Raw genomic sequence first — 19346 nt, 5'->3', positions numbered from 1 at the left:
GTCAAAGAATCTGCAATGAATAAAAAAGCCGCTGTCAGAAACCGACAGCGGCTTTTTTTAATGTCCAACAGGTGCGCGATGCACCTGCGCAGGAATGGGAATTACATCAGCGCATCGGTAACGCCGACGACATGGATGGCAATCAGCGTCAGCAGGCCGGCCATGATCAGGTAGTAGATGGTGGGAATGATGGTCATGCGCAGCACGGCGCCTTCACGTCCCAGCAGCCCGACCGTGGCCGAAGCCGCCACCACATTGTGGATGGCGATCATGTTGCCTGCTGCGGCGCCCACGGCCTGCGCGGCCACCAGCATGGCTCCCGAGACGCCGATCAGGTGGGCGGTGTCAAACTGGAACTGCGCCAGCATCAGGTTCGACACCGTGTTCGAGCCGGCAATGAAGGCGCCCAGTGCGCCGATCGCTGGGGCGAAGAACGGATAGACATGGCCCACGCCGCTGGCCACCAGTTCGGCCATGGCCCGTGGCATGGATGGCAGGCCGCCCAGGTTGACGCCCGAGTTGATCAGGATCCGCACCATGGGAATGGTGAAGATCAGCACGAAACCGGCGCCCAGCAGCGTGCGCGACGACTCGCTGACCGCGGCCTGGAGTTCCCGGAACTTCATGCGCTGCAACACGAATGTTGCCAGCACCACCATCACCATGATTCCGCCTGGCAGGTATAAAAATTCAATGCTGCCCGACAAGCCGGTCTCGCCCAGAATATTTTTCCAGCCCAGCGCCAGGTTGTTGAGAAAGAATCCCTTCACATCCGCATTGACGCGCGACAGCACCAGCAGGCCGGCCAGCAGCAGGTAGGGCAGCCAGGCCAGGCCGACAGACATGGGCGCCTTGGCCGTCATGTCGTCCAGCTTGATCTGGATGCTGCCCATCCACTGCTCGGGCCAGTCCTTGGCATCGGCAAAATCCCAGGTCTTTTTGGGCAGCAGAAAACCTGCCTTGGCGGCGGGCACCACGATCAACAGGCCCACCAGTGCGCCAATGATGGAGGGGAACTCGGGGCCGAGAAAGACACCTGCCGCCGCATAGGGAATCACAAAGGAAAGGCCCGCAAACAGCGCAAAAGGCGCTATCGCCAAACCTTCAGTCCAGGATTTGTTGCGGCCAAAGAACCGCGTCAGCATCACGCACATCAGCAGCGGCATCGCAATGCCGATGAGGGCATGCGTGATGGCGACTTCCGACGTGATCAGCCGGTAAAACGTTTCCCAGTCCGAACCCTTGTCCAGCAGCTGCTGGGAAATGCCGGCCTTGTCCAGCCCGCCCGATACACCGACAACGATGGGCGTGCCCACCGCGCCGAATGACACGGGGGTTGACTGCACCATCATGCCCAGCATCACCGCGCCCATGGCGGGAAAGCCCAGTGCCACTAGCAACGGCGCAGCGACGGCAGCCGGCGTGCCAAACCCGGAGGCCCCTTCGATGAAGCAGCCAAACAGCCACGCCACGATGATGACCTGAACCCGGCGGTCCGGGCTGATGTTGGAAAAGCCGCCGCGTATGGCCCTGATGGCACCGGAGTGTTTCAGCGTGTTGAGCAGCAATATGGCGCCAAAGATGATCCAGAGGATGGCGCCCGTCAGTATCAAGCCCTGAAGGCTCGACGCCAGCACGCGGTTGACCGACATGTCCCATGCGGTCAGTGCAATCAGCACCGTGACCAGCAGCACCACCGGCATGGCCCGCTTGGCCGGCCAGTTCAGGCCGACCAGCAGCACGGCCGCCAGCACAAGTGGCGCAAACGCCAGAAGGGAGAGGAGGGTCTGGTTCATGCCGCAAGCCCGACAAAAAGGTAGGACTTGCCAAAAAAGGCGGGTAGCTGCTGTAGTGTCATGAAGTGTCTCCTGAGGGGTAAGGGTTAAGGGGGTCGATTTTCTCGATCTTGGAGGATTGGACAAGCGGCTTGGCTGCCAGGGCACTTCAATACGTGTCCAGACTATAGAAACAAAGCGTCACACTTAGTTTGAGTGTTGTTGGCAAGTCGATTCAAGAAACTTTGTAGGTCTTTGTGTCGGAATTTTTGGAAAGGTAAAACACAACCAAGGCAGTGCAAGGTATCGCATAGGCTGGTGGACTGCGCTGTACCGGGGGGGGCTTGATAGTCATCCAAAAAGAGTAACAAAAAATTTCTGCGCTGATGAGCGCTGCAAACTGGTTATCAACAAGTGGTGATCTGAACTGGACAGACAATAGCAATCAAGGTCTGCCGCCGAGCCTTGTCTTGGTGGAATGCTTTTGCTAGGTCCAACAGCCTCGGTTCATTGAATGATTTCAAGAAACCTTATGAAAAATTTGACTGTCTGGAGACTCACTTGATCACCATCAACAACCACATCAACGTCAGCAACGCTGGCAGCTTCGTGCTGTTCGGCGGCATCAACGTCCTTGAGTCGCGTGACCTGGCGCTGCGCTCGTGCGCGGAATATGTGCGCGTCACCCAAAAGCTGGGCATTCCCTACGTTTTCAAGGCCAGCTTTGACAAGGCCAATCGTTCGTCCATCCATTCCTACCGTGGCCCGGGACTGGAAGAAGGCTTGCGGATTTTTGAAGCGGTGAAGGCGGAATTCGGCGTTCCGCTGATCACCGATGTACACGAGACCTGGCAGGCTGCGCCTGTCGCCGAGGTGGTCGATGTGCTGCAGCTGCCCGCCTTTCTGGCGCGGCAAACCGATCTGGTGGTGGCGCTGGCCAGGACAGGACGGGTCATCAACATCAAGAAGCCGCAGTTCCTCAGCCCCGCGCAGGTGGGCAATATCGTCGAAAAGTTCAGGGAAGCCGGCAACGAGCAGCTGATTTTGTGCGACCGTGGCACCTGTTTCGGTTACGACAACCTGGTGGTGGACATGCTGGGTTTCGGCGTGATGAAAAAGGCTTGCAACGACTTGCCGATCATTTTTGATGTCACACACGCGCTCCAGCAGCGCGACCCCGGAGGCGCGGCGTCTGGCGGTCGTCGCCAGCAGGTGGCCGAACTGGCGCGCGCTGGCCTGGCGGTGGGGCTGGCAGGCCTGTTTCTGGAGGCGCATCCTGATCCTGATAACGCCCGATGCGACGGGCCGAGCGCCTTGCCGCTGGACCAATTGGAGCCTTTCCTGGCGCAGATGAAGGCGCTCGATGATCTGGTGAAGTCATTCGCGCCCTTACCGATCAAATAAGCGCACTGACCGGGAACGGATGTTCTGCGCCGCGCGACGCTCAAAGCTGAAACGCCAGCCAGCGAATCAAGCCTTCTGAAAACTCGACCATTGCACTGGGGACTTTTGCCCGGTACAGCCGGGCCATGGCGCGCTGCTGCTCGATCCAGCAGGCAAAGCGATGCACATCGGCGGGTCTGAAAAAAGCAATCATCAACTCGTAATTCAGAAACAGGCTGCGCTCATCGAGGTTGGCTGATCCGGCCAGCGCCAGTTCGGTGTCGATGACGATGGCCTTGGCATGGACCATTCCATCGACCAGCCAGACGCTGGCGCCTGCGGCCGCCATTTCGCGCAGGGCGGCCGGCCGCGCCATGTCGGCCAGCATGTGGTTGGAACGGCGCGGCATGATCAGGTCAACGGCCACACCGCGCCGGGCGGCCAGCGTCAGCGCCATCAGCAACGTGGAATCAGGCACAAAGTAAGGCGTGATCAGCAGGATGCGGCTGCGCGCCGTGAAGCAGCTGGCGATCAGCAACGAATACAGCGTGTCCTCTGCCTGGTCAGGACCGCTGGCAATCAGCTGTGCACCCGCCACGTCGAAGGTCGGCCCGGCCAGCGCGAGTGAGGGTGAGGGCCGAACCTTCTTCACTGCCTGCGTGGCAAAGTCCCAGTCCTGGTCAAAGCGCTGCTGCGCCTGGCGCGCCAGGTCGCCGCGAAAGTCAAAGCTGAGGTCGATCCAGGGCGCTCTTGGCGGCTGGCCGGCCGCGTCGCCAACAAAATATTCCGCTGCCAGGTTGCGCCCGCCGGACCACATGCGATGGCCATCTGCCACCACCATCTTGCGGTGATTGCGCAGGTTGGTGCGGCCGGGCAGCGGCGAGCGAAATGGCGAAACGAACAGCGCCACCTGCACGCCGGCTGCCGACAGCGGCTTCAAGTCGGGCCGTCCACCCAGGTACACGCCAATGCCGTCCACCAGCAGCCGCACCCGCACGCCGCGGCGCGCCTGCTGCATCAGCAGGTCGCTGACTTCACGCCCCAGGGCGTCGCGACCGATCAAAAACGTGCAGATGTCCAGCGTTTGCCTGGCCTCCAGCAGCACGCTGCGAAGTGCAGCCAGCGCTTCCTTTCCATTTTGGTGAATGGCCAGCTGCTCGTAGGCCGCAGCGGGCGGCAGGCCCATGGCAGCGGCCAGCTGCTGGAAGCGATACGCCGGCGCATTCAGTGCCGGCATATTGACCGGCAGGGCGGGCGTGTCGCGCAACAGCGGCCCGCGCGTCACCTTGCGGCTGCCGAACAACAGGTACAGCGGCAGCGCCAAATAAGGCATCAAGGCGAGCGACACCACCCAGGCGATGGCAGCTGACGGATGCCTGCGCTGGCGCCGGGTATGCGAGGCGATGACATACACCACCAGGCCCGCCAGCGTCACCAGGCCATGAACCGTCAACCCCCAATGGCTCAGGAATTCATGCAGGCGAGGCATCATGAAGCCAGCGGCTGGCAGTGCATTCGGCTGGCAACGGTTGGCATGGGTCGAAACGGGCGGGTAGGCATCGAACCACTATATCGTCAACAAGGGGTGGCCATGGTCATCAAGCCATGCCGAAAAGTGCGAGGGTTTTTACTGTTTACAACTACGAATAAAAAGTGGGCTTGCATTAAATGACATGTAATGGTGTAATTGCTGCACTGCAACATTTTTTAATCTCAACCCAAGGAGCTACCATGAACTTCAACAACGACCAGCTGATCGCCACCCAAAAATCCAACGTCGAAGCCTTTGCCGGACTGTCTGAAAAAACATTCGCCAGCTTTGAAAAGCTGATCGAGTTGAACATGGCCGCTTCGAAAGCCATGATCGGCGAGTCCATCAGCCACCTGCAAGCCCTGACCGAAGTCAAGGACGTCCAGGGTCTGATGTCCCTGCAATCGGACATGGCCAAGCCAATGGCTGAAAAAGCAGCTTCCTACAGCCGCCACCTGTACGACATCGTGTCCGGCAGCAGCGCCGATTTCACCAAGGTGTTCGAAGCGGCCAGCGCTGAATCGCAAAAGACCGTCACCGAACTGCTGGAAACCTCGCTGAAGAATGCACCAGCCGGTTCCGAAGCCGCCGTTGAAGTCATCAAGTCCGCCATGACGGCCGGCAACAATGCTGTTGAAACCGCCCAGAAAAGCGCCAAGCAGGCTGCGCAAATGGTCGAGTCCAACATGGCCTCGCTGTCCACCGCTGGTCAAAAAGCCGAGTAAGCACTGACAAAAAAACCGGGGCTTTCAACGCCCCGGCATCAAACTGCGGCACCTTCGGGTGCCGTTTTTTTTGGCACGATGGCAGTTTTTAAGGTCCGGTGCGCTGCAAAGCCCTTACGGTCCGGCAAGTGCTCGCGGACAATGCACGCCATGACCCAACATTTGACCGCTGCCGCGCCCCTGCCCGAGTTTGAAGAGGAGTTCATCACCGGACTCAAAGCCATCTTCGAAGAAAAAATTGTTTTCAACCAGATGCTCGGACTGAAGATCACCTCGCTCAAGGCCGACCGCGTCACCGCCCGCATCGACATGCGGCACGAACTCATCGGCCATCCGGCCTACAACCGTATTCATGGCGGCGTCATCAGCGCCGGACTGGACGCCATGGGCGGGCTGGCGGTGATGGTGGCGATGGGTGCCCGGCACATGAACGACACCCCGGAGCAGCGGCTGCAGCGCTTTCACAAGCTCGGCACGATTGATTTGCGCGTCGATTACCTGCGCCCCGGCATTGGTGTGCATTTCGAGTTGCGCGCCGAAGTGATGCGCCTGGGCTCGCGCGTTGCCAGCACGCGCATGGAATTTTTAGGCGCAGACGGCACGCTGCTCTCGACCGGGGCAGCGGCCTACATCGTTTCCTGAGGGCTCAGGGCGACGCCGCAAGCGCGGATGCAAAAACCAGGTGCTGGCCGACGGCCTCCACCCGCGCCCGGTGAATCCACTCGCCAATCTTCGGGCCACTCTGGCCAGCCGCCATGGCCTGGTCGGCGACCTGATCGGTTGCCACGCTCTGGGCTGCCGCCAGCGCTGCCAGCAGCCGGGGGCGCTGCGGATAGCTTGATTCCTGCAACCCCAGGCGGCCGCGCGCATCGCATTCGCAAGCCAGCAAGATGTCGGCAAAGCGTTGCGGCTTGCGAAATGCGTCGCAACGCTCCAGCAAACGCACCATGGCGGCGGGGCTGAAGTCTGCGCTGCGGTGGATGTTGCCATGCTCGCGCGCCACCACGTCGGCAATTTCGCGGCACTCCACGGGTACGCGCAGGCGCTGGCACACGCCCTTGAGCAATTTGGCGCTGCGCTCCTCGTGGCCGATGTGGCGCGGCAACACGTCGGCTGGCGTTAATCCCTTGCCCAGGTCGTGGCACAGGCAGGCAAAGCGCACCGGCAGCGGCGCGTCGAGCTGCGCGGCCATGTCCAGCACCATCAGCAGGTGAACGCCGGTGTCGATTTCCGGGTGGTATTCGGCGCGCTGCGGCACGCCCCAGAGCCGGTCCACTTCGGGCAGCAGGTGGCGCAGCGCGCCGCACTCGCGCAGCACCTCGAGCATGCGCGAGGGCGTGCGCTCCATCAGCCCGCGCGCCAGTTCCTGCCAGACGCGCTCGGGCACCAGCGCATCGACTTCGCCATCGTCCACCATGTCGCACATCATCGCCAGCGTTTCGGACGCGATGGAAAAGTCGGCAAAGCGTGCCGCAAACCGCGCCAGCCGCAAGATGCGCACCGGGTCTTCGCGAAACGCGTCGGTGACATGGCGCAATACTTTGGCCTGCAAGTCGCGCTGGCCGCCGTAGGGATCGACCAGCGCATCGAAATCAGGCTCAAAAGTACCATTGGCGCTTTGTGAGTGGGCGGGAGCAGCTATGGAATTGATAGTCAGGTCGCGTCGTGCCAGATCCTGCTCCAGCGTCACATCGGGCGCGGCATGGACGGTAAAGCCCCGGTAGCCGCGCGCGCTGTTGCGCTCGGTGCGCGCCAATGCATATTCTTCACGCGTCTGTGGATGCAAAAACACCGGAAAGTCTTTGCCAACTGGCAGGAAACCCTGCGCCGTCAGGGCTTGCGGCGTGGCGCCCACCACCACCCAGTCGTGGTCTTGTACGGGCAGGCCCAGCAATTTGTCGCGCACCGCGCCGCCGACCATGTAGATTTTCATGCAGGCAGTTTAGCGTCTGCACAAGGGCGGCCCTGCTCCGGCACGCAGTTGCCCCGTTGTCCCAAGCGCCAATTTCCTACGGCATTTGTCGAAAATCACCAGCATTGGCTGCTCTTTGCTGCGGGGATGCTATCGGTTCCCCGGGCCTCGCCATACCGTGTGGCCGGACTGCTTTTAGGTGGACACCATCGCCATGCTTTTCCCCAACCCTGAAAATCCCCGTCCCATCTTCCTGACGCACCGCCTGCCGCCTTGCCTGCCGGGCGCCGCCAGCCAGGAGTCCGCATGGACCTGCTGAACCTGGTGCAATGGCCGGCCATGCTGGTCACCGTGGTGGCGGCCTGGTATGTGGCGTCGAGCCACAAAGGCAAGCGCAACTGGGGCTTCTGGCTGTTTCTGGCCAGCAATGTGCTGTGGATCGTCTGGGGCGTTCACACCGGCGCGCCAGCACTCATCGTGTTGCAGGTCTGCCTGGCGGCGATGAACATTCGCGGGGCCATGAAAGCGCAGGCTTGATGCCCGGCGTGCGCCAGGTCAGCGTTGCAGCCGGTACGGTTCCTCGAATTCGCGAAAGTCGTTTTCTGCCAGCGCGCCGGCTGTCCAGGCCTTGACGCCGGGCATGGCGGACAAGCGTTCGATGTAGGCGGCAATGTCGTCGGGCACCGGCAGGGCGTAGGTTTTAAGCCGCATGCAGACCGGCGCGAAAAAAGCGTCGGCTATGCAGAAGTCGCCAAACAGCATGGGCCCCTCGTGTCCGGCCAGCAGTTCGCGCCACATGGCGACCAGGCGTGCCACGTCGGTGCGCACCGCAGGCTTGTCGCGCCAGATCAACGCACCGGTGTCTGCCAGGTTGGCTTCAATGTTCATCGGGCAGGCGCTGCGCAGGGCGGCAAAGCCGCTGTGCATTTCGGCGCAGATGCTGCGCGCCCGCGCCCTGGCCTGAACGGCTTGCGGCCAGAGGTTCTTTTCAGGAAAACGCTCGGCCAGGTATTCGGCAATCGCCAGCGTGTCCCACACCTTGAACCCGTCGTCGTCCAGCACCGGCACCTTGCCCACCGGGCTGACGGTGCTGATCTGCTTTCTGAAGTCCGAACCTTCGTCAAACGAATCGAAACGGACGAAGATTTCATCAAACGCAATCTCGGCCTGCGTGAGCAGCACCCAGGGCCGCATCGACCAGGACGAGTAGTTTTTGTTGCCGATGTAGAGCTTGAGCATGGGGTTTTCTGGTGAGGGCAAAGTTCGGGAGCCAGGCAACGGTTCAGAACCGGCCGGAGGTTTTGCGTTTTGCCATCAGGCCGCTGCGCAAACCCCGCGCGCCCAGGTAAGTCGGGCCAATTGCCGCCAGCGACGCCGGCGTGATGCCCAGCGCCTGCAGTCCGGGCAGTTTGCCGCTGGCGACGTTGTCGGTCTTCATGGCGTCGAGGTTGTCGCGGCTGAGCACCGGGTCGCCAGGCGCAAGCTCCATGAAAAACGCCTGCACCCGCGCCAGTGCGTTGGGCAGCCCGATCACCGGCCGGCCGTTGCCCTGGCCGATGCCGGCGTAGCGGCCGGCCAGCTGCACCAGCTGGCGCAGCGTGAACACATCGGGGCCGCAGGCTTCATACACCTGGCCGATGGTGTCAGTGTCCTGCAGGCATTGCACCACGGCGCTGGCCACGTCGCCGACCCACACCGGCTGGAAGCGCGCGTTGCTGCCGGCCAGCGGAATCACCGGAAACACCTGCTGCAGACTGGCGAAGGTGTTGAGGAACTTGTCGCCCGCACCAAAAATGACGCTGGGGCGCAGCACTGTGACGTCCAGCCCCGAACCGAGCAGGGCGGCTTCGCCGCGCGCTTTGCTGCGCTGGTACATCGATGCCGATTCGGTGGAAGCGCCCAATGCGCTGATGTGTACCAGCCGCCGCACGCCGGCGGTCTTGCAGGCGCGCACCAGGTTCAGCGGCCACTGCACATGCACCTTTTGAAATGCGTCTTCCGAGCCGTGCAGGATGGCAATCAGGTTGACCACCGCATCGTGCCCGGCCACCAGTGCTGCCAGGGCGGCCGCGTCATTGATGTCAATTTCTGCCACGTCCACCAGCGGCAGCAATTGCAGGTGCCGGGCGCTGTCGCGGCGGCGCGTGGCCACGGTCACGCGGCATTGCATCTGGTTGAGTTTTTCGCAAACCTGGGTACCGACAAAGCCGGTTCCGCCGAAGATCAGAAATTTTTTCATAGGGCCTAATTTAGCGTGTTTGCCGTGGTTTTCCCTGAAAACCTTTTCTTTTAGCGCTTCATGCCTGCAAGTGGCCGACAAACGCGGGCCGATTCGAGTGGTCCGCCTGAATAACCGCACACCACCACCGGCTGACGCTGCTTGCCGGCGGACTCAAGGCCTGTCCTGGCCGGCAGTTTCATCGACCACCAGCGCTTCGGGTTTTTCAAGCAGCCTGACCAGCCGCGGCATCAGGGCCAACACGGCCAGCGCCAGCAGCGTGCTGAGCACGGCCGTGGACTCGCGCCCCATGCCGGCGGCCACGCCTATGGCAGCGGTCAGCCAGATGCCGGCGGCCGTCGTCAGGCCCCTGACCTTGTCTTCGTTGTCGCCCTTGAGGATGGTGCCCGCGCCCAGGAAGCCGATGCCGGCGATGATGCCTTGCATGACGCGGCTGACGGCATCGTCTTCCATGCCCGACTGCTGCGACAGCAGCACGAACAGCGCGGCGCCCATGGCCACCAGCATGTGGGTGCGCACGCCAGCGGCCTTGCCCTTTTGCTCGCGCTCAATCCCCAGCAAGCCGCCCAGCAGGGCCGCCAGCGTCAGGCGAAGCAAGATGCGGGTGACCTGCGCGGCATCGGGCAGGTCGGAAAATTCAGAGGCGATGGTTTGAGCCACCTCCTGCCACGTGCCTGAACTCATGCCAACTCCTTGTCGTCAACTGTTTTATATTAAAAGTGCTTTTTGCGCTTATCTGGCGTGCATAAGATGCTATTTATTAAATAGCAATCAAGGCTTGGCGATCTTTTGAGGTTTGCCGGCGTCGTCAATCGCCACGTAGGTCAGGCTGGCTTCGGTGACCTTGTAATAACGGCCCTGCGCCCGGAAACCTTCGGCAAACACCTCGACCTGCACCGTGATCGAGGTGTTGCCGATGCGCGTCACGGTGGCAAAGAACGACAAGATGTCGCCAACCCGCACCGGCTGCTTGAAGATGAACTGGTTGACGGCCACGGTTGCCATGCGGCCATCGACATAGCGTGCCGGCAGCACCGCGCCCGCCAGGTCCACCTGCGCCATCACCCAGCCGCCAAAAATGTCGCCGTTGGCATTGCAGTCGCGCGGCATTGGAATGACCTTCAGCACCAGTTCCTTGTCGGTCGGCAACTGGCCGTGCAGGGCGCGGGTTTCCAGGTCGAGGGTGGCCGCGGTATTGGCCGGCAGGGCGCTTGATTCGAGGGACATAGGCACAATCTCTGAGGTTTGAAAAATGACTCCAATGATTGTGACTTATGCGCTCCCGAGCTTCCACTGCTGATTCCTACCCGGCGCCTGCCGTGGCGACCCCGGGCGCCATGGCCGCGCCCGCGCCTGTGCGTTCCGACTGGGCAACGCTGAAAAGGCTGTTTCCCTACCTGTGGGAATACAAGTGGCGCGCCATGGCCGCGCTGGCCTTCATGGTCGGCGCCAAGCTGGCCAACGTCGGCGTGCCGCTGCTGCTCAAAGACCTGGTCGATACCCTGAGTCTCAAGCCTGGCGACGTGCAGGCAGTGCTGGTCGTGCCGATTGCCTTGCTGCTGGCGTACGGACTGCTGCGGCTGTCGACCACGCTGTTCACCGAACTGCGCGAACTGGTGTTTGCCAAGGCCACCGAAGGCGCGGCGCGGCGCATTTCGCTCGAAGTGTTCCGGCACCTGCATGCGCTCAGCCTGCGCTTTCACCTGGAGCGGCAAACCGGCGGCATGACACGCGACATCGAGCGCGGCACACGCGGCGTGCATTCGCTGATCTCGTATTCGCTCTACAGCATCATCCCGACGCTGATCGAGGTGACGCTGGTGCTCAGCCTGCTGGCGGTCAAGTTCGATGTCTGGTTTGCCGGCATCACCCTGATTGCGCTGGTGTTCTACATCACCTTCACCGTGCTGGTGACCAACTGGCGCACGCAGTTTCGCAAGACCATGAACGAGCTGGATTCGATGGCCAGCAGCCGTGCCATGGACTCGCTCCTGAATTACGAAACCGTCAAGTATTTCAACAACGAAGAGTTCGAAGCCAGGCGCTACGACGAAAACCTGGTGCGCTACCGCGCCGCCGCCATCACCAGCCAGCGCACGCTGAGCATGCTCAACGCCGGCCAGCAGCTGATTATTGCCTTTGGCCTGGTGGCGATGCTCTGGCGCGCCACGCAGGGCGTGGTCGATGGCCGAATGACGCTGGGCGACCTGGTGATGGTCAACGCCTTCATGATCCAGCTCTACATTCCGCTGGGTTTCCTGGGCGTGATTTACCGCGAGATCAAGCAAAGCCTGACCGATCTGGAAAAGATGTTCACGCTGATGGAGCGCGAACGTGAAATTGCCGACGAGCCGGGCGCGCAGCCGCTGCATATAGAGGCCACACCGGCCGTGCGGTTTGAAAACGTCAGCTTCGCCTACAGCCCGGCGCGGCCGATTTTGCACAACGTGAGCTTTGAAATTCCGCCCGGCAAGACCGTGGCCGTGGTCGGGTCGTCAGGTGCCGGAAAGTCCACGCTGGCGCGGCTGCTGTACCGCTTTTACGACGTGCAGCAGGGCTGCATCACAATTGCCGGCCAGGACATCAAGCAGGTCACGCAGGCCAGCGTGCGCCAGGCGATCGGCATCGTGCCGCAGGACACGGTGCTGTTCAACGACACGGTCGAATACAACATCGCCTATGGCAAACCCGGCGCGACGCACGAAGAGGTCGAGCAAGCCGCCAGGGCTGCGCGCATCCACGATTTCATCGTCTCGACGCCGACGGGCTACCAGACGATGGTCGGCGAGCGCGGCCTGAAGCTGTCGGGCGGCGAAAAGCAGCGCGTGGCGATTGCCCGCACGCTGCTGAAAAACCCGCCGGTGGTGATTTTTGACGAGGCCACGTCAGCGCTGGACTCGGCCAACGAGCGCGCCATCCAGAGTGAATTGCGCACCGCCGCGCAGAACAAGACCACGCTGGTGATTGCGCACCGGCTGTCCACCGTGGTCGATGCGCATGAAATCCTGGTGATGGATGCCGGCCGCATCGTCGAGCGAGGCAGCCACACCGCCTTGCTGACAGCGAATGGCCGGTATGCCGACATGTGGGCCATGCAGCAGCAGGCCAGCGAACGAATTCTGGATGAAATCGGCGTCTAGCGCTTTAATGACGGGCATATTCAGCTATCAAAATATGATTCAATGAGCGCCGGCCCATTGTTGCTTTTGACGGTGCAATGCACGCCGCCTGCACAGTTTCCCGCCGCATAATCCGGGCATGGAAACCAAATGGCTGGAAGATTTTGTCTCGCTCGCTGAAACCCGCAGCTTCAGCCGGTCCGCGCAACTGCGGCATGTCACGCAGCCGGCTTTTTCGCGGCGCATCCAGGCGCTCGAAGCCTGGGCCGGCACTGATTTGGTGGACCGAAGCTCTTACCCGACACGGCTGACGCCGGCCGGCAAGACGCTTTACAACCAGTCGCTGGAAATGCTGCAGGGCCTGCAGTCCACCCGGGCCATGCTGCGTGGCCACACGGCGGCAGGCCAGGACTTCATCGAGTTTGCCGTGCCGCACACGCTGGCTTTCACCTTCTTTCCCGCGTGGGTCAGCAGCCTGCGCGACAAGTTCGGCCCGATCAAAAGCCGGCTGATTGCGCTCAACGTGCATGACGCAGTGCTGCGGCTGACCGAAGGCAATTGCGACCTCCTGATTTCCTACCATCATGACTCGCAGCCCATCCAGTTAAACGCCGATCGCTACGAGATGGTGCTGCTGGGTCAGGAAGTGCTGGCGCCGTTTTGTCGGGCCAATGCCGATGGCACGCCCGAATTCCGGCTTCCCGGAAACGCCGGCCAGCCCCTGCCTTACCTGGGCTATGCGCCTGGAGCGTATCTGGGACACATGGTGGAACTGGTCCTCAAGCAGTCAGGCGTCCCCATCCATCTCGACCGGGTGTACGAGACCGACATGGCCGAGGGGCTGAAAGCCATGGCGCTGGAAGGGCATGGCGTGGCATTTCTCCCCCTCAGCGCCGTGAGAAAAGAGCTTCGTTCCCGCAAACTGGTCCGTGCCGGCGCGGGCCTTGAAATGACCATGGAGGTCCGGGTCTACCGTGAACGCCCGAACGCGCGGAATGCTGCCAAACGCCACGCCCAGGATTTGTGGATTTATTTGCAGTCGCAGGCCGACAGCAAGGGCAATGCAGTTGGCCTGGGTGTCTTGACGGCGCCCGCCAAGCCATTGCCCGCAATTAGGTAACAACCCGGGGGTGTTATAAATATTTTGCATAGTTTTTCGCACAAATAGCATTTGCGGTTTCGGAACAGTAAAATTACAGTCCGTTACGCTCGATTTTTGATGCGATTCATCACCCGAGAATGGTCACACTCTTTGTCTTTTTATCAACAAGAGATTTTTTGGAGATGAGATTTTTTTCAAAGCGCCACCCGATGCGCAGTTGGGGCATCAAAAAGTGAACGGCACAAAGATTGCTTTTGAGAAAGAGATGCTTGCAAGTCCGGTTTTAAAGCTGGAAAGCAGGTATTTGCAGGCGATGCCCGGGTGGTAGGGTCATGTTGCCAGAGCGGGTAAACCTTGGCACGGCCTTGCTGTCGGCTCTATAGAATAGTTTTTCCAATTGTTTCATCACAGGAGATTTCATGAAATTCAAGACAGCCACTCTGGCGCTCGCGTTGTTCGCGTCAGGCGCAGCTTTTGCCCAGGCGACCGATACCGTCGCCAAGGCCAAGGCTTCCGGCGTTGTCACCATGGGGGTTCGCGATTCGTCAGGCGCCCTGTCCTATACCCTGGGTGATGGTAGATACGTCGGTTACCACGTCGAAATCTGCAACCGCATCATTGCCAACCTCGAAAAAGAGGTTGGCCGCAAACTTGAAGTCAAATTCCTGCCGGTCACGTCGCAGAACCGGATTCCGCTGGTGCAAAACGGCACGGTCGACATCGAATGCGGCTCCACCACCAACAATGCAACCCGCGCCAAGGATGTTTCCTTCCTGCACACTACCTTCGTCGAGGAAGTTCGTATCGCGGTGAAGGCCAATTCAGGCATTACCTCGATTGCCCAGCTCAACGGCAAGAGCGTCGCCACCACCACCGGAACCACGTCGGTGCAGACGCTGCGCAAGAACCAGCGCGCCACGGGCGTTGATTTCAAGGAAATTTATGGCAAGGACCACTCCGACAGCTTCCTGCTGCTGGAATCGGGCCGCGCTGATGCGTTTGTCATGGATGGAGCGATCCTCGCAGGCAATATTGCGACTTCCAAGAATCCGGCTGATTTCAAGATCGTGGGCGAAGTGCTCAGCGTCGAGCCGATCGCCATCATGGTTCGCAAAGACGACGTCAACCTGAAAAAGATTGGCGACAACACCATTGACGCCCTGATCAAGAACGGCGAAATCAACAAGCTCTGGGACAAGTGGTTCATGCAGCCGATTCCACCGAGAAACACCCGCGTCGGCCTCCCCGTGAGCGAAAGCACCAAAGAGGCCTGGGCCACGCCGAACGACAAGCCGATGGAAAATTACGCCACGAAGTAATACTGGACTTCAAGGTCAAAAGACCCCGCTCGTGTTCACGCTGGCGGGGTTTGTTGTTTGACCCGGGGAATTAATCAGCTGGCAAATCACAACAGGCAGGAGTCACCATGACGTGGGATTGGAAAGTTTTTTTAAATGATGACGGTGGCGGACGCACCTACCTGGAGTGGATGATGACCGCCTGGGGCTGGACCTTGTCGGTGGCCATCGCCTCCTGGGTTGTCGCCATGATCTTCGGTTCGCTGATGGGCACCTTGCGCACCCTGCCGAACAGCCCGTGGCTGGTGCGGCTGGGCAATGTCTGGGTCGAGCTGTTTCGAAACATTCCGCTGCTGGTGCAGATTTTTCTGTGGTATTTCGTCGTACCCAAGATGTTCCCCGCCATGAAGGACGTGCCCGGTTTTGTTCTGGTGGTACTGGCGCTGGGCTTCTTTACTTCGGCGCGTATTGCCGAGCAGGTGCGCGCTGGCGTTCAGGCGCTGCCGCGCGGCCAGCGATATGCCGGCATGGCGCTGGGCTTTTCGACAGTGCAGACTTATCGCTACGTGATCCTGCCGATGGCTTTTCGCATCATCATGCCGCCACTGACCAGCGAGTCGATGAACCTGCTGAAAAACTCGTCGGTGGCATTTGCCGTGTCAATTGCCGAACTCACCATGTTTGCCATGCAGGCGCAGGAAGAAACCTCGCGCGGCATTGAGATCTACATTGCCGTCACCGCGCTTTACGCGATTTCCGCTTTTGCGGTGAACCGGCTGATGGCGCTGGTCGAAAAGAAAATGCAGATACCGGGCCTGATCGTGGTCGGCGCTACCGGCGGAGGACACTGACATGTTCGGATTTGACCTGACTTTTCTGAACTGGGACATCTTGTCCAGGTTCGTCATCAACGGCTTTTTGTTCAGCGTGCAACTCACCGTGATCGCCACGCTGGGCGGCATCGTATTGGGCACGCTGCTGGCACTGATGCGCCTGTCGGGCAGCAAGTTGCTGGCGATTCCCGCCACCATCTATGTCAACGGCATGCGATCGATTCCGCTGGTCATGGTGATTCTGTGGTTCTTCCTGCTGGTGCCGACCATCATTGGCCGCCCCATTGGCGCGGAGCTTTCGGCCACCATCACCTTCATCGCCTTCGAGGCAGCGTATTTCAGCGAAATCGTGCGTGCCGGCATCCAGTCAATCTCGCGCGGCCAGGTGAATGCCGGGCGGGCGCTGGGCATGACTTACGGGCAGAACATGCGGCTGATCATCCTGCCGCAGGCCTTTCGCAACATGGTGCCGGTGCTGCTGACGCAGACCATCATCCTGTTCCAGGACACCTCGCTGGTCTATGCCATTGGTGCCTACGACCTGCTCAAGGGCTTCACCACCGCTGGCAAGATTTACGGCCGGCCTGAAGAGTCGTACCTGCTGGCTGCCGTGGTTTATTTCGTGCTGTGCTACAGCCTGTCCTGGATGGTCAAGCGGCTGAACAACCGCATTGCCATCATCCGCTAACCCCAGCTTGATACAGTAACACCCAAGAGAACATCGGAGAAAAAGATGATTGAGTTGAAGGAAGTTTCCAAATGGTACGGTGATGTGCAAGTGCTGAACAAATGCAGCACCCGCATTGAAAAAGGCGAAGTCGTCGTGGTTTGCGGGCCTTCGGGCTCGGGAAAATCGACGCTGATCAAGGTCATCAACGCCCTGGAGCCATTCCAGAAAGGCCAGATTTTTGTTGATGGCCAAGCGGTGCATGACCCGAAGACCGACCTTCCCAAGCTGCGCTCCAGGGTTGGCATGGTGTTCCAGAATTTCGAGCTTTTCCCGCACCTGAGCGTGACCGAGAACCTGACCTTGGCGCAGGTCAAGGTGCTGGGCCGCAAGCCTGACGAAGCGAAATCGCATGGCCTGAAATACCTGGACCGCGTCGGCCTGATGTTGCACAAGGACAAGTTTCCCGGTCAGTTGTCGGGCGGACAGCAGCAGCGCGTGGCCATTGCCCGGGCGTTGAGCATGGACCCGATTGCCATGCTGTTCGACGAGCCCACCTCGGCGCTTGACCCCGAAATGGTCGGCGAGGTGCTCGACTGCATGATGGGCCTGGCCACCGACGGCATGACCATGATGGTCGTCACCCACGAGATGGGTTTTGCCAAGAAGGTCGGCAGCCGCGTGATCTTCATGGACGTGGGCGGCAAGATTCTGGAAGACTGCTCAAAAGACGAGTTCTTCAGCCATCCGGAAAACCGCCAGGAACGCACCAAGGACTTTTTGAACAAGATCCTGTCGCATTGAGCCCAAAGGGGACTGGTCCTCTTTCGCTGCACAAGAGTGGATGCTAGGATGAACCTTTATGCAGCCCACGTTCACTTTCACCCTCCATGCCATCGCTCATGCGCCTGCTGCCCCCGTGGCGGTTCGCGCAGGGGCAGGGGGTTGCCCGCCGCAGTGGCCGCACCATCCTGTGACACATTGTGGTGCCCGGCGATCCATCCTCCCTTGACTTGTTTGCGCTTTTTTCTGGATCACCGGGCCTCGTTTACAGCGCTGGCTTGCCGGTAAGCCTGTTCCGGCTTTTTGATTCAGGAGTTCATTCATGGCTACTTCCCCACAGCCCCCACGCGTTCTGACCGAACTCGATCAGGTTCGTATCAGCAAGCTGCTCAACCATCCCGACATGGCGTTTGCGGCCGAGCTGGCGTCGGTGATCGACAGTGCCGAACTGGTTTCTTCCTATGACGTGCCGCCCCATCGGGTGACCATGAACTCCCGGGTGCTGATCGCCGACGAAATGCTGGGCGAGGAACGCACCCTGACACTGTGCTATCCGCCCGATACCGATTCGAACACCGGTTTTGTGTCGGTGTTGTCTCCGGTCGGTACGGCCTTGCTGGGCATGGCAAAGGGCCAGACCGCCCGCTGGAGCACACCCGGTGGCGAACCGGCCTCGGCAAAAATCCTCAAGATTGTTTTTCAACCGGAAGAAAACGGCGACTACCTGCGCTGACGCGGACAGGTTTGGACCCGCAAACGATGGGTTCATCATTAAAAAGGCATTTTGCGCTTGCTGTGTCTGCGCGAGCAGCTATAAATTCAGGAGTAAAAATCTGTCGAATGCTGTGATGGAAGGCGAGGATGATTTCGCATCAGCCAAAAATTCCCGCCGTTCGAGCAAAAAAAAGCCCCGAAAACCGGGGCTTTTGGCATTCGGCACAGCGCTTATGGCTTGCGCGCGGCAATCGATTTTTCAGCCGTATTGACCAGGTTGGCACCAATCTGGTTTTTCCACTTGTCATACACCGGGCGCGTCGCCATGACAAAGGCTTCACGTTCGGACGGGCTGAGTTGCGTCACGGTCACGCCGTTGGCGGCGATGTCCTTGAGCAGGGGCTTGTCGGCTTCGACCAGGCCCTTGCGGGCAATGGCGATTTCCTGCTTGCCGGCATCCACTGCGGCCTGCTTGACGATGGCCTGGTCGGCTGGCGTCCACGACGCCCAGATGTCCTTGTTGACGACAAAGATCAGCGGGTCGGCGACATAACCCCACATCGTGACGTATTTCTGCGCCATGGTGTGGAGCTTGGCGGCGGTATAAATGGCGATCGGGTTTTCCTGGCCATCGACTGCGCTCGTGGCGAGCGCCGGCTGGGCATCGGCCCAGCTCATCTGGGTCGGGTTTGCGCCCAGTGCCGTGAAGGTGTCCAGAAACAGCGGCGAGCCGACGACGCGGATTTTCAGGCCCTTCAGGTCTTCCGGCTTCTTGATGGCCAGCTTGGAGTTGCTGATCTCGCGGTAGCCGTTTTCGCCCCACGCCAGCGGCATCACGCCGGCCTTGTCGATGATCTTGAAAATCTCCTTGCCAACCTCGCCCTGCGTCAGCGCATCCATCGCCGCATAGTCGGGCATCAGGAAGGGCAGCGAGAACAAATTCAGTTCCTTGACCTGCGGCGACCAATTGATGGTCGAGCCAACGGCCAGGTCGATCACGCCCTGGCGAATGGCGCTGAATTCACGCGTCTGGTCGCCCTGGAGGAGTGACACCCCCGGGTACAGCTTGATGTTGATGCGGCCCTGCGTGCGTTCCTTGACCAGATTTGCCCAGATTTCACCGCCCTTGCCCCACGGATAAGCGGGCCCGAGCACCAGCGACATCTTGTATTCGGACTTGTACGCCGTTTGCGCGGGCGCGGCAACGCTGAAGGCCAGCGCGGTGGCGGCCAGTGCCAGGCCGAGAAAATTCTTGCGTTTCATGG

General features: G+C 60.5%; 19 protein-coding genes. 11 read left to right on the top strand and 8 right to left on the bottom strand.

Annotation, left to right across the window (positions count from 1 at the left end; genetic code table 11):
- Positions 1-101 precede the first annotated feature (101 nt).
- Positions 102-1796, bottom strand: a complete 1695-nt coding sequence (locus H4V98_RS18520; RefSeq protein WP_196862011.1) for an L-lactate permease — start codon at positions 1794-1796, stop codon at positions 102-104.
- Positions 1797-2336: 540 nt separating this feature from the next.
- Between H4V98_RS18520 and kdsA the strand changes: the two genes are divergently transcribed.
- Entirely contained in the window at positions 2337-3179 is an 843-nt protein-coding gene (gene kdsA, locus H4V98_RS18515; RefSeq protein ID WP_280757815.1) for a 3-deoxy-8-phosphooctulonate synthase, read from the top strand.
- A gap of 40 nt (positions 3180-3219) precedes the next feature.
- On the opposite strand, the gene H4V98_RS18510 is transcribed toward kdsA, so the two are convergent.
- Positions 3220-4650 carry a phospholipase D-like domain-containing protein gene (locus H4V98_RS18510; protein ID WP_231374554.1) on the bottom strand — a complete coding sequence of 477 codons (1431 nt, stop codon included), beginning with the start codon at positions 4648-4650 and terminating at the stop codon, positions 3220-3222.
- A 239-nt stretch (positions 4651-4889) separates the two neighbouring features.
- Between H4V98_RS18510 and H4V98_RS18505 the strand changes: the two genes are divergently transcribed.
- Both H4V98_RS18505 and H4V98_RS18500 read left to right on the top strand, forming a co-directional pair.
- A complete protein-coding gene (locus H4V98_RS18505; protein WP_196862013.1) occupies positions 4890-5414 on the top strand; it encodes a phasin family protein in 525 nt (174 codons plus the stop codon).
- Positions 5415-5564: 150 nt separating this feature from the next.
- Positions 5565-6056, top strand: a complete 492-nt coding sequence (locus H4V98_RS18500) for a thioesterase family protein (protein ID WP_196862014.1) — start codon at positions 5565-5567, stop codon at positions 6054-6056.
- Between the two features lie 4 nt (positions 6057-6060).
- On the opposite strand, the gene H4V98_RS18495 is transcribed toward H4V98_RS18500, so the two are convergent.
- The gene (locus H4V98_RS18495; RefSeq protein ID WP_280757814.1) at positions 6061-7347 is read right to left on the bottom strand and encodes a multifunctional CCA addition/repair protein; all 1287 of its coding nucleotides are present in this window, start codon (positions 7345-7347) and stop codon (positions 6061-6063) included.
- Positions 7348-7632: 285 nt separating this feature from the next.
- Here H4V98_RS18495 and H4V98_RS18490 point away from each other — a divergent pair, with 285 nt between their 5' ends.
- Positions 7633-7863 carry a hypothetical protein gene (locus H4V98_RS18490; protein WP_196862016.1) on the top strand — a complete coding sequence of 77 codons (231 nt, stop codon included), beginning with the start codon at positions 7633-7635 and terminating at the stop codon, positions 7861-7863.
- 18 nt (positions 7864-7881) lie between these two features.
- Here the strand turns inward: H4V98_RS18490 and H4V98_RS18485 are convergent, their stop codons facing one another.
- The 4 genes from H4V98_RS18485 to H4V98_RS18470 form a co-directional block, all read right to left on the bottom strand.
- Positions 7882-8565, bottom strand: a complete 684-nt coding sequence (locus tag H4V98_RS18485) for a glutathione S-transferase family protein (protein WP_280757813.1) — start codon at positions 8563-8565, stop codon at positions 7882-7884.
- A gap of 43 nt (positions 8566-8608) precedes the next feature.
- Positions 8609-9565 (bottom strand): complex I NDUFA9 subunit family protein, encoded by a 957-nt coding sequence (locus H4V98_RS18480; protein WP_196862018.1) that lies wholly within the window; start codon positions 9563-9565, stop codon positions 8609-8611.
- Positions 9566-9718: 153 nt separating this feature from the next.
- The gene (locus H4V98_RS18475) at positions 9719-10249 is read right to left on the bottom strand and encodes an MgtC/SapB family protein (RefSeq protein ID WP_280757812.1); all 531 of its coding nucleotides are present in this window, start codon (positions 10247-10249) and stop codon (positions 9719-9721) included.
- A gap of 87 nt (positions 10250-10336) precedes the next feature.
- Positions 10337-10792, bottom strand: a complete 456-nt coding sequence (locus tag H4V98_RS18470) for an acyl-CoA thioesterase (RefSeq protein WP_280757811.1) — start codon at positions 10790-10792, stop codon at positions 10337-10339.
- A gap of 47 nt (positions 10793-10839) precedes the next feature.
- Here H4V98_RS18470 and H4V98_RS18465 point away from each other — a divergent pair, with 47 nt between their 5' ends.
- The 7 genes from H4V98_RS18465 to rnk all read left to right on the top strand — a co-directional run bounded on the left by H4V98_RS18465 (position 10840) and on the right by rnk (position 18100).
- Entirely contained in the window at positions 10840-12705 is a 1866-nt protein-coding gene (locus tag H4V98_RS18465; RefSeq protein WP_280757810.1) for an ABC transporter ATP-binding protein/permease, read from the top strand.
- A 118-nt stretch (positions 12706-12823) separates the two neighbouring features.
- Complete coding sequence (locus H4V98_RS18460; RefSeq protein ID WP_196862020.1) at positions 12824-13804, top strand: LysR substrate-binding domain-containing protein; 981 nt, start codon at positions 12824-12826, stop codon at positions 13802-13804.
- Positions 13805-14205: 401 nt separating this feature from the next.
- The gene (locus H4V98_RS18455) at positions 14206-15105 is read left to right on the top strand and encodes a transporter substrate-binding domain-containing protein (protein WP_280757809.1); all 900 of its coding nucleotides are present in this window, start codon (positions 14206-14208) and stop codon (positions 15103-15105) included.
- Positions 15106-15212: 107 nt separating this feature from the next.
- Positions 15213-15935: an amino acid ABC transporter permease gene (locus H4V98_RS18450; RefSeq protein ID WP_196862022.1), complete on the top strand. Its 723-nt coding sequence runs from the start codon at positions 15213-15215 to the stop codon at positions 15933-15935.
- Between the two features lies 1 nt (position 15936).
- Positions 15937-16605, top strand: a complete 669-nt coding sequence (locus H4V98_RS18445; RefSeq protein WP_280757808.1) for an amino acid ABC transporter permease — start codon at positions 15937-15939, stop codon at positions 16603-16605.
- A 45-nt stretch (positions 16606-16650) separates the two neighbouring features.
- Positions 16651-17388, top strand: coding sequence for an amino acid ABC transporter ATP-binding protein (locus tag H4V98_RS18440; protein WP_196862024.1), 738 nt, complete (start codon positions 16651-16653; stop codon positions 17386-17388).
- Positions 17389-17689: 301 nt separating this feature from the next.
- The gene (rnk, locus tag H4V98_RS18435) at positions 17690-18100 is read left to right on the top strand and encodes a nucleoside diphosphate kinase regulator (RefSeq protein WP_280757807.1); all 411 of its coding nucleotides are present in this window, start codon (positions 17690-17692) and stop codon (positions 18098-18100) included.
- Between the two features lie 212 nt (positions 18101-18312).
- Here the strand turns inward: rnk and H4V98_RS18430 are convergent, their stop codons facing one another.
- Positions 18313-19344, bottom strand: a complete 1032-nt coding sequence (locus H4V98_RS18430; RefSeq protein WP_280757806.1) for a DctP family TRAP transporter solute-binding subunit — start codon at positions 19342-19344, stop codon at positions 18313-18315.
- Positions 19345-19346 lie beyond the last annotated feature (2 nt).

Source organism: Polaromonas sp. CG_23.6 (genome assembly GCF_029892315.1).
Classification (GTDB): Bacteria; Pseudomonadota; Gammaproteobacteria; order Burkholderiales; family Burkholderiaceae_C; genus Polaromonas.
This window is presented reverse-complemented; position numbering and strand designations above follow the sequence as displayed.

Coding starts and splice junctions, on each gene's coding strand:
- H4V98_RS18520 (WP_196862011.1), bottom strand. CDS start 1,796: ATGAACCAGACCCTCCTCTCCCTTCTGGCGTTTGCGCCACTTGTGCTG.
- H4V98_RS18510 (WP_231374554.1), bottom strand. CDS start 4,650: ATGATGCCTCGCCTGCATGAATTCCTGAGCCATTGGGGGTTGACGGTT.
- H4V98_RS18505 (WP_196862013.1), top strand. CDS start 4,890: ATGAACTTCAACAACGACCAGCTGATCGCCACCCAAAAATCCAACGTC.
- H4V98_RS18500 (WP_196862014.1), top strand. CDS start 5,565: ATGACCCAACATTTGACCGCTGCCGCGCCCCTGCCCGAGTTTGAAGAG.
- H4V98_RS18495 (WP_280757814.1), bottom strand. CDS start 7,347: ATGAAAATCTACATGGTCGGCGGCGCGGTGCGCGACAAATTGCTGGGC.
- H4V98_RS18490 (WP_196862016.1), top strand. CDS start 7,633: ATGGACCTGCTGAACCTGGTGCAATGGCCGGCCATGCTGGTCACCGTG.
- H4V98_RS18485 (WP_280757813.1), bottom strand. CDS start 8,565: ATGCTCAAGCTCTACATCGGCAACAAAAACTACTCGTCCTGGTCGATG.
- H4V98_RS18480 (WP_196862018.1), bottom strand. CDS start 9,565: ATGAAAAAATTTCTGATCTTCGGCGGAACCGGCTTTGTCGGTACCCAG.
- H4V98_RS18475 (WP_280757812.1), bottom strand. CDS start 10,249: ATGAGTTCAGGCACGTGGCAGGAGGTGGCTCAAACCATCGCCTCTGAA.
- H4V98_RS18470 (WP_280757811.1), bottom strand. CDS start 10,792: ATGTCCCTCGAATCAAGCGCCCTGCCGGCCAATACCGCGGCCACCCTC.
- H4V98_RS18465 (WP_280757810.1), top strand. CDS start 10,840: ATGCGCTCCCGAGCTTCCACTGCTGATTCCTACCCGGCGCCTGCCGTG.
- H4V98_RS18460 (WP_196862020.1), top strand. CDS start 12,824: ATGGAAACCAAATGGCTGGAAGATTTTGTCTCGCTCGCTGAAACCCGC.
- H4V98_RS18455 (WP_280757809.1), top strand. CDS start 14,206: ATGAAATTCAAGACAGCCACTCTGGCGCTCGCGTTGTTCGCGTCAGGC.
- H4V98_RS18450 (WP_196862022.1), top strand. CDS start 15,213: ATGACGTGGGATTGGAAAGTTTTTTTAAATGATGACGGTGGCGGACGC.
- H4V98_RS18445 (WP_280757808.1), top strand. CDS start 15,937: ATGTTCGGATTTGACCTGACTTTTCTGAACTGGGACATCTTGTCCAGG.
- H4V98_RS18440 (WP_196862024.1), top strand. CDS start 16,651: ATGATTGAGTTGAAGGAAGTTTCCAAATGGTACGGTGATGTGCAAGTG.
- rnk (WP_280757807.1), top strand. CDS start 17,690: ATGGCTACTTCCCCACAGCCCCCACGCGTTCTGACCGAACTCGATCAG.
- H4V98_RS18430 (WP_280757806.1), bottom strand. CDS start 19,344: ATGAAACGCAAGAATTTTCTCGGCCTGGCACTGGCCGCCACCGCGCTG.